The 10,450-nt window shown below is 68.7% G+C and carries 11 protein-coding genes and 1 pseudogene; 5 read left to right on the top strand and 7 right to left on the bottom strand.

Going from position 1 to position 10,450, the window contains the following annotated elements; all coding sequences use genetic code 11:
- Positions 1-250 precede the first annotated feature (250 nt).
- Entirely contained in the window at positions 251-1,249 is a 999-nt protein-coding gene (locus ACWEF2_RS31060; protein ID WP_453819827.1) for an SDR family NAD(P)-dependent oxidoreductase, read from the bottom strand.
- A gap of 82 nt (positions 1,250-1,331) precedes the next feature.
- On the opposite strand from ACWEF2_RS31060, the gene ACWEF2_RS31055 reads away from it, so the two are divergent.
- From ACWEF2_RS31055 to ACWEF2_RS31045, 3 genes and pseudogenes are all read left to right on the top strand, one after another.
- Positions 1,332-1,934 carry a TetR/AcrR family transcriptional regulator gene (locus ACWEF2_RS31055; protein WP_453819826.1) on the top strand — a complete coding sequence of 201 codons (603 nt, stop codon included), beginning with the start codon at positions 1,332-1,334 and terminating at the stop codon, positions 1,932-1,934.
- Between the two features lie 106 nt (positions 1,935-2,040).
- A complete protein-coding gene (locus ACWEF2_RS31050; RefSeq protein WP_453819825.1) occupies positions 2,041-2,505 on the top strand; it encodes a hypothetical protein in 465 nt (154 codons plus the stop codon).
- A pseudogene (locus tag ACWEF2_RS31045) lies at positions 2,502-3,179 on the top strand (Tn3 family transposase); the annotation flags it as partial. The gene ACWEF2_RS31050 and the pseudogene ACWEF2_RS31045, both read left to right, overlap by 4 nt.
- Before the next feature lie 325 nt (positions 3,180-3,504).
- Here the strand turns inward: ACWEF2_RS31045 and ACWEF2_RS31040 are convergent.
- The 3 genes from ACWEF2_RS31040 to ACWEF2_RS31030 all read right to left on the bottom strand — a co-directional run bounded on the left by ACWEF2_RS31040 (position 3,505) and on the right by ACWEF2_RS31030 (position 5,431).
- Complete coding sequence (locus ACWEF2_RS31040) at positions 3,505-4,023, bottom strand: pyridoxamine 5'-phosphate oxidase family protein (RefSeq protein ID WP_453819824.1); 519 nt, start codon at positions 4,021-4,023, stop codon at positions 3,505-3,507.
- A 17-nt stretch (positions 4,024-4,040) separates the two neighbouring features.
- On the bottom strand, positions 4,041-4,385 hold the full coding sequence (locus ACWEF2_RS31035) for a hypothetical protein (protein WP_453819823.1): 345 nt from the start codon (positions 4,383-4,385) through the stop codon (positions 4,041-4,043).
- Between the two features lie 353 nt (positions 4,386-4,738).
- Complete coding sequence (locus tag ACWEF2_RS31030) at positions 4,739-5,431, bottom strand: TetR/AcrR family transcriptional regulator (protein ID WP_453819822.1); 693 nt, start codon at positions 5,429-5,431, stop codon at positions 4,739-4,741.
- A 53-nt stretch (positions 5,432-5,484) separates the two neighbouring features.
- On the opposite strand from ACWEF2_RS31030, the gene ACWEF2_RS31025 reads away from it, so the two are divergent.
- Complete coding sequence (locus tag ACWEF2_RS31025; protein ID WP_453819821.1) at positions 5,485-6,669, top strand: FAD-dependent oxidoreductase; 1,185 nt, start codon at positions 5,485-5,487, stop codon at positions 6,667-6,669.
- A gap of 91 nt (positions 6,670-6,760) precedes the next feature.
- On the opposite strand, the gene ACWEF2_RS31020 is transcribed toward ACWEF2_RS31025, so the two are convergent.
- The 3 genes from ACWEF2_RS31020 to ACWEF2_RS31010 form a co-directional block, all read right to left on the bottom strand.
- Positions 6,761-7,519 (bottom strand): MerR family transcriptional regulator, encoded by a 759-nt coding sequence (locus ACWEF2_RS31020; RefSeq protein WP_453819820.1) that lies wholly within the window; start codon positions 7,517-7,519, stop codon positions 6,761-6,763.
- A 10-nt stretch (positions 7,520-7,529) separates the two neighbouring features.
- Positions 7,530-8,414: a DUF2268 domain-containing protein gene (locus tag ACWEF2_RS31015; RefSeq protein WP_453819819.1), complete on the bottom strand. Its 885-nt coding sequence runs from the start codon at positions 8,412-8,414 to the stop codon at positions 7,530-7,532.
- Positions 8,415-8,973: 559 nt separating this feature from the next.
- Positions 8,974-9,393: a CBS domain-containing protein gene (locus ACWEF2_RS31010; protein ID WP_453819818.1), complete on the bottom strand. Its 420-nt coding sequence runs from the start codon at positions 9,391-9,393 to the stop codon at positions 8,974-8,976.
- Positions 9,394-10,265: 872 nt separating this feature from the next.
- Between ACWEF2_RS31010 and ACWEF2_RS31005 the strand changes: the two genes are divergently transcribed.
- The gene (locus tag ACWEF2_RS31005) at positions 10,266-10,424 is read left to right on the top strand and encodes a toxin-antitoxin system HicB family antitoxin (RefSeq protein WP_189792892.1); all 159 of its coding nucleotides are present in this window, start codon (positions 10,266-10,268) and stop codon (positions 10,422-10,424) included.
- The last annotated feature ends 26 nt before the right edge of the window (positions 10,425-10,450 follow it).

Here is a 10,450-nt window from a genome sequence, read left to right as displayed (position 1 = left end):
CTCGGAGTGATTTGGCGATTGCCCGAGACCTACCACCAGGTAGGCCCCGAGGCGGGGACCGCCACTTCAAGTTCTACGAGCTACGGGACAACCTCCCAGAAAGGTGCCTCCGACCTGCGATGATCGGAGTGCCTAGATTGCGAGATCGCAGAGAACGGATGCATCTCACAGGCGGTCACCTATGAAACAGACCCCCATCCGTCCCCGGACCGCGTGACTGAGCACGCGGTCCGGGACGTGGTTCATCGCGTCATGCGGAGGCCGCGTCGGAGTGGACTCCCTGATCAAGCAGGGCGTTGATCATCTCCTGGAGTTGGTCGCGTCCGATGGTGCCGAGTGCGCCGGTCAGGGCCTGGGCGAGCTTGTCGAACGGGTCGTCCATCGGCAGCTCCTTCACCTTCTCGGCCAGTTCCTCCACGCTCCACAGCCCGTCTTTGTGGATGTGGCCGCCGAGGGACCAGCCATGATTGACCGTGACCGTTCCGCCCCGTACCGACAGCACCTGGCCGGTGAGCGGGCAGGCTGCGCCGGCCAGGTAGGCGGCAACAGGTGCGCAGGCGGCCGGGTGCAGTGGGTCGAACCGGCCCGCCGGCGGTTCCTCGCTCATGCCTGGAACGGCGAGAGTGAGGCGGGTCCGGGCCATCGAGGGCGAGATGCAGTTGACCCGCACGCCGTACCGGCCGAGTTCGAGGGCGGCCACGGTGGTCAGTGCCGCGACCCCGGCGTTGCCTGCCGCATAAGAGACCTGCGCGGGCAGCGGGTTGAGCAGCCCGGAGCCGGAGGAGGTGTTGACCACGGCGCGGTCGGCGTGGACCCCTGCCTGATACCGGTCGCGCCAGTGGCGGGCCGCCCAGTGCGTTACCGCGAAGGTGCCCTTCAGCTTGACGGCCGCGACGTCGTCGAAGTCCTCCGCCGACAGGTCGGTCAGGCCCATGTTCCGTTCGATGGTCGCGTTGTTGACCACGACGTGCAGGTCGCCGAAGGACTCCAGAGCCGTCTCCACCATGCGGCGGGCGCCGTCCCAGTCGGTGACGCTGTCGGTGTTGCCCACGGCCTGTCCGCCGTGGGCAGTGATCTCTTCGACGACCTTCGCGGCTACGCCGGCGTCGCCGCCCGTGCCGTCGATGGCGACGCCGGGGTCGTTGACAACGACCTTGGCGCCTTCGGCGGCGAAGAACAGCGCCTCTTCCCGCCCGATGCCGCGCCCTGCTCCGGTGATGAGGACGACGCGTCCGTCGAGACTTCCCATGAATGATCTCCTTTCATTGACTGCAGTCTATGTAGCGATTCACAGTATGCATTAATTCGGAAGATGTAATAGACTGCCCTGCGTGGTGGAGAAGCACGGACTGCGAGAGCGCAAGAAGCAGCGCACCCGGCAGGCACTGATCGAGGCGGCGGTGCGCCTGTTCGAGGACAAGGGCTATGACCACGTGACGGTGGCCGAGATCGCCGACGCCGCGGAGGTGTCCCCCCGCACCTTCTTTCTCCACTTCCAGGCCAGGGAGGATGTGCTTCTGGCCAATGCCGACGTGCGCGTCGATCTGGCGCTGCAGGCGATCGCCGAGCGCCGCGCCGGGGAACGGCTGTCCGAGGTGCTGGTGCGGGCGATGGACCAGATGATCTCCGATACCTGGGACAGCGACCTCCCCAGCGGGCTCGCGGCACTGCGGGCACGGCTGGCGGCCTCGGTGCCGGCGCTACAGGCCCGGCTGCTTCAGCGATACCTCACTGCGCAGGCCGAACTGGCCCAGGCTCTGCAGCGGGCATTCCCCGACAGACTCGACACGATCACCGCCTCCGCCCTGGTCGGCGCGATGGTGGGCGCGATCAGCGCATCCGCACTGACCGCGCTGCAGCGCGGCGACGGACCCAGCGAGGTACGGAACGCCATGCGGCAGGCCATGGCTTTGGTGGCGCAATCCGTCACCTGACCCCGTCCATCCGGCCATGTGCCGAAGCCGTAACCAGCTCGCGCGGGGGAGGCGATTCACCCTCACAGGTGATCAATCGTCCTCGAGGCCAGTAGAAGGTACAGCTATGGCGATCAAACTCTTGCATGCGGCCCCGGCCACCAGCGACACCGCACAACCTGCCCCACGCTGGGCGCTCCGTACCGCCTACGCACTTCCCTGGCTGTTGCTCCCCACGTGCCTGTGGAGGTTGCCGTTTGCCTTTCACTTCGACATGGGCCAGCTCAACGACGCGCCTGTGTCACCGTTGTGGATCAGCATCCCCTATATCTTCGGGCTCAGCGTGCTCACCGAGTTGGCGGCGCTGCTCAGCATCGGTCTGGTGCGCGGCTGGGGCGAGGTGGTCCCGAGCTGGATCCCGGTCATCGGCGGCAGACGTGTGCCGCCCATGGCAGCGGTCGTCCCTGCCGTGGCCGGTGGGCTGCTCTTGAGTGCGGTCTCGGTCTGGGTGGTGCTCTCCTGGGTCGGCGTCTCCGACAGCATGGCGTACGAGAATGGCTGGTGGCAGGCGCTGGCGATGGTGTGCATCTGAACTTCGACCTGCTGCCGCGTATCAAGCGGATCAACAAGGTGAAGCTGTACCGGCCGGTGGCCGACGAGCCGGACGCCTGCCCGCAGCTGACCCCGGCGCTGACCCGTCCGATCCGCTGGGAACTCATCGCCCAGCAGTACGACCAGATGATCAAGTACGCCACCGCGATCCGGACCCGTACCGCGTCCACCGAGGCGATCTTGCGGCGCTTCACCCGCAACGCCTCCCATCCCACCTACGCGGCGATGCTGGAGGTCGGCCGCGCCCAGAAGACTATCTTCGTGGCCCGCTACCTGCGGCTGCGGGACCTTCAGCGGGAGATCGAGGAAGGCCTGAACGTGATGGATGCCTCTAACGGCGCGAACTCCGTGATCGCGTGCGGCAAGGGCGGGGAGATCGCCTCGAACCGGCGCGACGAGCAGGAGATGTTCGTGCTGTGCCTGCGGATTGCGCAATCGGCCCTGATGTACGTGAACACCCTGATGCTTCAGGACATCCTCGGCGAACCGGAGCGGGTGGACCTCCTCGCGCCCGCCGACCGGCGTGGCCTTACCCCGCTGTTCTGGCCCCACGTCCGGCCCTACGGTGAGGTGAACCTCGACATGAGAGCCCGCCTCAACCTCGCCGCGACCTCCGTACCGGGCCCCCGGGCCCCCGCCGGCCAGACCACGTGATCCACCGTGGAGAACGTATGAGCCTGCGCCTGTACGGCACTGCGCGCGGGCTGCGCCGGCGTCTCGCATGGCGCGACCCCGACATGTGGCTGCCCCGGGCCCGTGCCTGGGCCACCGTGCTGACCTCGCCCGCGTGGTGGCGCCTGCCGGACGATGACCGAGAGGCCCACCGGTCCCGGGGTCGAACCCGCCTTCTGGACCAACCGCCAGGTCCGCCGAGCGGTCTGTGCACGTCGTGCTGGATAGGCGAGAGCGAGCCCGACATCCTCATTCTGCGACGGTGGCCAGTGCTCGGCCGCCTGACATGCGGCCGCGGAATCAACGGTCAGCGCTGGAAGCGGTAGCGGATCTGGCTGTACGTCTCCCCCTTGCCGAAAGCGAATCCGACCTCCGGATCGATGCGGTACAGCAGAACCTTGCCGGAGCGGATGGTGTCGCCAAGGCCATGCCAGGTGCCCTCGGGGCTCGTCAGAAGGTCGCCGTACTTGCTCTCGTAGGCGTCGGCGGTGGTGCTGCGTTCAGCCGGGTCGCACACCAACTCGGCACGTCCCTCGATGGTGATGTCGATACCGTCGAGGACGTTCGTGCCGGTCGTCATGACGCAGTGGTCGTTGGTGCGGAGGTTACGTGTCTTGCGCTCTTGGTCGCCGGTGGCGAAGTACAGGGCGCCGCGGGTCCAGATGGCCAGCAACGGTGTCACGTGGGGTCGGCCGTCGGGGCGGACGGTGGACAGCCAGAACAGTCGCGCCTGCTCCAGCTCACGCAGTGCGATCGGCCAGGGGATCACGTTGGCGCCGGAGTCGCTGAAGGGGCCGATCTCGGCGACCGGGTCACAGTCGGACATGGAAGCTCCTCAATGGGTCAGGCGGGAATGCGGTCGGTCACGATCTGGTCAACGGGAGGCGCTGCGGTCTCTATGGTGACCGGCGCCGATCGCTTGCCGAGCATGGCCAGAGCGATGACCAGGCCCAGTGCCGCGACGAGGCCGACCACGCCGAACGCGGCCTGATGACCGGGAACCAGCGTCTGCGGCGCGACGATCCCAGGCGTGGGTGCATACGCGGCGACAACGCTGCCGGCGATGGCTACGCCGAGGGCGGTGCCAACCGCGAAGCAGGCATCGGCGAGTCCGGCGGCCAGACCGGAGTGCCGTTCGGCGACACCGGTGAACGCCGCGATCTGGGCACAGACGGTGGCGGTGCCCATGCCCGCCCCGAAGACCAACAGGGCAAAAGCTGTGCTCGGACACCACCCTGGTGAGCAGCAGGCAGGCTCCACCAAGCAGGAAAGCGCGGGCTGCGACCAGGGCCTCGGGTACGCCGCCCGATCGATCGACGCCACCCGAACCCCCAGAAACCATCACTAAGCAGCCGGAACGCCAAGATCTTAACGATCAGCGATCAAGCCCGCGGCCCGTGTCTGCCGTATTCCGGTGGTACCCCTTCCAGCGCCGCCCGGTCGTCCGGCGTCAGAGCTTGCCTCCGAACCAGTCGAGCAGGCAGGTGCGCGGTCCGGCGGCGTCACGCGGTACCACGGATGTCACCTGGAAATCCTGAGCGTCACGCCGACGGCCGGGCGAGTTTGGCGGCCACGGCGTCGAGGACCCAGTCCAGGCCGGTCGCGAAGGACGCCTCGGCGTCCACCTCCGTGCCGTCGTGCACGGCCTTGGCCAGCGCCGGGAAGCGGCCCGTGGCCAGCATCCTCCTCACATGCGGGCCGGAGGCGCGCTGCCAGTCACGCTTGGACAGGCCCGTGGCGCGCTCGGCCCGCAGGTTCGCGATCTCGCGCCTGATCGCGCCAGTGAAGTAGGCGCCGACAGTCTCCACGGCGCGCAGGACGGTGTCGAGGTCGGCAAGGCCGTCGAGGGCGGCCAGCGTGGCCTCAGTCACGGCGAGGGCGTTTGGGCCCAGGGTCGGACGGCCGCCGAGCAGGTCGGCCAGCCATTCGTGGCGGAGGGTGGCCTGCCTGGTGCGGTGGGCGCGGATGCGCAACACCTCCCGCCAGTCGCCGGGCTGCTCCTCGGGGAGGATCTCGGCGTAGACCTCGTCCACCATGAGGTCGAACAGCTCCTCCTTGGTGGAGATGTATCCGTACAGTCGCATCGGGCCGGCGTCCAGCCGGGCGGCGACCTTGCGCAACGACACCGCCTCCAGCCCGCCCTCGTCGGCCAGCGCGATGGCGGCGGCAACGATTCGCTCCCGGTCGAGCGGCACGGGGCGAGTCGGCGGCTCCGGCCGGTCCCACACAGTCATGGTTACATCGTACTGTTGCGATACACCGTAATAGGTAAATACAGTATATCGCCATGAGACACCGTATCGCCGTGATTGGGGGCGGCCCCGCAGGCCTCACCTTCGCCCGCGTCCTGCACCGCCACGGTCACCCCGTCACCGTCCTCGAACGCGATTTTGCCCCCGACGCCCGTCCTCCGGGCGGCACGCTGGACCTGCACGAAAGGATGGGCCAGCTCGCGCTGGGCAAGGCGGGGCTGCTGGCGGAGTTCCAGGCGCTGTCCCGTCCCGAGGGGCAGGCCATGCGCATCCTGGACGCGGACGGGACCGTCCTCCGCGACTGGCAACCCCGTCCGGGTGACCGGGCCAATCCCGAGATCGATCGGGGGCAACTCCGTGACCTGCTGCTCGGCCCCCTCGACATTCAGTGGGGGCGGGGCGTGACGGAGGTCGTGCCGGGGACCCGAGACGGCGTGCTGGTCCGTTTCGCGGACGGGCGACAGGAGACGTTCGACCTCGTGATCGGCGCGGACGGCGCCTGGTCCCGGGTCCGCCCGGCGATCTCGTCCGCGACGCCGCACTACACCGGCGTCACCTTGGTCGAGACCTCCCTGGACGACGTCGACACCCGCCACCCCGACCTCGCCCGGCTGATCGGCGACGGTTCCATGGCTGTGTACGGCGTGAACCGCGCCCTCGTCGCCCAGCGCAACAGCGGCGGCCACGTCAAGGTGTACGCCCAGTTCCGCGCGCCGCTGGACTGGCACACGAACCTGGACCGGCATATGGGTCTGAACCGGCGCGCGGACCTGGACGCAGGCATGGACGCGGGCCTGGACCTGGCCGACGTCGAAGCCGTGCGATCAAGCCTGCTGGCTCTGTTCGACGGCTGGGCCGCTCCCGTCCTCGACCTCCTCCGCCACGGCACCGCTTTCGTCCACCGCCCCCTCTACGTCCTGCCCGTGTCCCACACCTGGGCCCATGTCCCCGGAGTGACGCTCCTGGGCGACGCCGCCCACCTGATGCCCCCGTTGGGGGTGGGCGCGAACCTCGCGATGCTGGAGGGCGCCGAACTCGCCGAGTCCGTCGCCGCCGCCCCCGGCCCCGGCGATCTGGATGAGGCCGTCCGCGCCTTCGAGGAACAGATGTGGGCACGGGCCGGCAGGTGGGCGGAGATCACGACGGCCGGTCTGGAACGCCTTGTGAGCCCGGACCCCACCCAGGCCCTCGCCCTCTTCGACGAGGTTCAGCCATCCTGACCGCCAGGCGTGAGAAGCACTTCCCCGGAGTCTCTCAGAAGCCGGGCCTTGAGCCCCTCGTAGAAATGGTCATTTCTGCGAACCACACGAGCTACATCCGGGTATGCGCGTACGTGTGCAGCGCGTCGCGGACGAACGTCGCCCCCGCCTCGTCGTCGTACATGGCGGCGAAGCGGGGGTCGTCGACGAACATGTCCCCAATGCCGTTCACCATCTCGATCGAGCGCTCCCGGTCGCCCTCGGCGGTGGGGGTGCCCGGGATCTGACTCAGCCACTGGACGTGCCGGGCAGCCAGCGACTGAGCGTGTTCCGATGTCGGCGAATCCCCGGTCTTCACTGCAGCAACCCATGCGGCGACGAGGTCGTCGGTGTCCTGCTTCCAGGCCCGCTGCTGGTCGAGGCTCTTGCCATGCCACCAGTCGTTGCTCACTTGGAACACGCGCTCGCCCCAACGTGAGATCACCTCGTCCTTGTAGAGGTCGTTGAACCCCGCCAACATGACATCCATCCGCGGTTCCACCCCCGCCTGCAGGGCCTCGATCGTGTGACGCGCAGACCGGACCTGCCGTTCGATGCGGTCCCGTTCCTCTTCCAACGCGGCGATGTGGGCGCGGAGCCCGTCGAGCGCGTCCACCTCCTCGGCCAGGACCCCGGCGATGGCCGGCAAGCCCATGCCGAGCCGGCGCATGAGCAGGATCCGCTGTAGCCGGGCGACCGCTGTGGGGTTGTAGTAGCGGTACCCGTTCGCGCCGACCCGGGACGGGAGCAGGAGCCCGACGTGGTCGTAGTGCCGCAGGGTCCGGCTGGTGATGCCGGCCCTCGCCGCGAGTTCCTGGATCGTCCACTCCATCGTTCCAGTGTTACCCGTGGCGCAGCGTGGTTGCGATGATCTCCGAGGCGTCGGCGTGCAGGGCCTGCGCCGCCGTCTGCCCGGTCGCCGCCAGGTAGGTGTCGACCAGCCGGTTGCCCGCGGCGTACCCCGCGCCCATCGGCAGTCCCACCGGGGTGAGGCCGAAGCGCTCGGCGCTGGGGTCGCCGTGCACCCATGCGGTGAAGTTCTGCATGCCTGTCACGTCGAGCCCGGTGAGCACCTTGCTGAAGACCTCGTCGTCGTGCAGGTGCGGCACGCCGATGCGGGCGGGGCCGAGCTCGTCGCCGTAGAGCTGACGGGCGAAGGCGTCGGCCAGGCCCTCGCCGACGATGTGCTCGCCGACCGTGACGGTCATCGGGTCCCACACAACCCCGCCCGGGCTCCACCGCAGGTTGTGGTGCAGTTCGTGTACGGCGGTGGCCTCCAGCCGCTCCACGTTCTCGGGGAAGGGCCAGAACGTGATGGCGATGTGGCCCGAGATGCCGCCGAACCCGGTCAATCCTTTGCAGGGACCCATGAAGTGGTCGTCACCCGGATCGCCGAGGACGAACAGCACGGTGATGTCCGGGGCCTCCAGCCCCGGCGTAGCCTCCAGCAGTACGGCGAGAGCGTCGTCGAGCGCGCGTTCCATCCGCTCCCAGGCCCCGGCCGCAGCCAGGGTTTCAAGCGCGTCGAGGCAACGCTCCTCGTCGCGGTCGATGGGGAACCCGGACGTTGCGAGGTGTACGGCAACCAGATCGACCTCGCCGGGGTTGTAGCGGTACATACCCTTGTTGGGCTCCAGCATCGAGTGCAGCAGGCCAACGCGGTCCGCGACCGGGGCCAGCAGAATCCGCCGCATGGCGGAGTAGGTGTCAAGAACAGTGATCGACATGGCCCCGATGCTAGAAGTTGACGCAGCGTCAAGGTCAAACCAGCGGCGCTCTTCGTCGAGATACAGCCGGGCATGCCGTCACCCAGGCCCGTCGCGACCGGCGGTTCGCCGCTGCGATGGACTCACGCAACTTGACCGGCCGCTGTTCCAGCGTGCGCAGTTCCTCGGTCTTGCGGTCCGCGGTGAACAGCATCCACCGCTGCACCCCGCCGTCGCCAATCACGCCAGAGAACCTCCTCGGAGGCCTGTCGGCGCGACCCGACAGACACAGCACCGCGACCGCGATGATCGGCTATCGCCATCCCAACCCGTCACGCGGAGCTACTTCGCGGCTGGTGGCACGGACCCGAGTGGGGCCCGGTGTCTGCGGACGGCCTGCGGTGTGCGTCCGCGATAGCCTCGGCGCGGATTTCGCGGAACAGGCGAGCGGCGTCGGTGCAGCCGTCGTTCCAGCGCTGGATCAGGTACGGCTCGTCCGGCCGGGTGGTGCCGATGGCGCGGTCGATGGGGCCGTGCAGGCTCTCGCACCGGGCATGGCGGCCCGCAGTGTGACCGGGGGTCACGGGCTCGCGCAGATCATCTCCACGAAGTGACCGACCGTCTCCCCGGGGAGATGGCGGGCCAGATCGGCTTCGCTGATCATGCCGACGAGCCGGTGCCGGTCGACGACCGGTACCCGGCGGATCCGGTGCGATTCCATGGCGCCGAGCACCTGCTGGATGTCGGCGTCGGCGTCGATGGTGACGGGTTTGCCCTGTGCCAGCTCACCGGCCGTCATCGTGGCCGGGTCACTCCCGGAGGCGACGCACTTGAGCACGATGTCCCGGTCGGTGATGATGCCGTGGAGCCGGTCGTCGTCGCCGCAGATCGGCAGCGCGCCCACGCCGAGGTCGCGCATCCGCTGCGCCGCGAACTTCAGGGTCTGGTGCTCGCCCACGCACTCGGCGCCCGGATGCATGATGTCCCGTGCCGTTGTCACGACGGTCTCCCTTCGCTGGACAACTCCTCTTTTCGCATGGTGCTTCCGGTCCGGAGCCGGGAGATAGGGCCAAAGGTCCTCACGTGACACGGCACGGCACCGTACGGCAGATGCTCCTGTGACCCGCGGAGACGTCTGTGACCGTGGAGCCGGGCCGGTGCCGGCTGGGGGCCGGCATCCGGCGTAGGACGTCTCCGGGCTGGGAACCCTCCCTGAAGACGGATTTCCCGGGAGGTGGATCCGGACTCAGCCCAGGCCGGATGCGGGCCGCGCGGCCGAGGAGGAAGAAGCGCCGGCGACCGGGCTCGATCTTCTCGGAAAGCGGGTCGGCAGAGTCGAGGAGCAGGTCTGGGCGCCGGCCGAGGCTCCTTGCCCTCGCCCGAGGCATGGAGGCCGGGCCACTGGAGGAACCCGGCCAAAGGCGCGCCGAACGCGCCGCCCGGCTCGCCCCCGAGCCGCTGCCTGCCGCCGATCACGCCGATCGCGAGGGCCGCACCTGACGCTCCGGTCGGCGTCCACAGCCTGACGGGCCGTCCGGCGCCTCGAAAGGGGACGCTCAAAGATCGGTTCACGTTGCGGGCGCGCTTGCGCCGGTGTCCGTTCCTGGAGGAGGCGGTGCGGCAGGGGAGGCCCTCGGGCCGCTCCCGCGGCGGACCGGCGAACGGCCAGTGACGTTGAGGCGCTGTTGATCTGGGGTTCCTGAGCTGGGCCGACGGTTCACAGCTTTGATCACCGTCAAGACGTATGAGGTATGCGGAGGGGCAGGGCCGGAGTGTGCCGATGGCCATCAGATTCGCGCGGAGGGTACTCCGGCCTGAAGGCCGGAGGGGAATCTGCGCTTCCCCTTTCCCGAAAGTGGTAGTATTTTGGTTGTGGTTAGAGGGGCGCCCCGCGAGTCGCTGAACCTCCGCGTCTCGCCGGAACTGAAGCGGCAGATCGAGGAGTACGCCGCGCGTACCGGTATCTCGATCAACGCCGCCGCGTGCGTTCTCCTCGCCGAGGGTCTGCGTGCGGAGCGGAGGAAGCGGTGAGGCGGTCGTTCACGTTCCTGTTGCGC

The organism is Streptosporangium sp. NPDC004631, from assembly GCF_053601935.1.
Note: the sequence above shows the minus strand (reverse complement) of the source record. Positions and strands in the feature narration are given on the sequence as shown.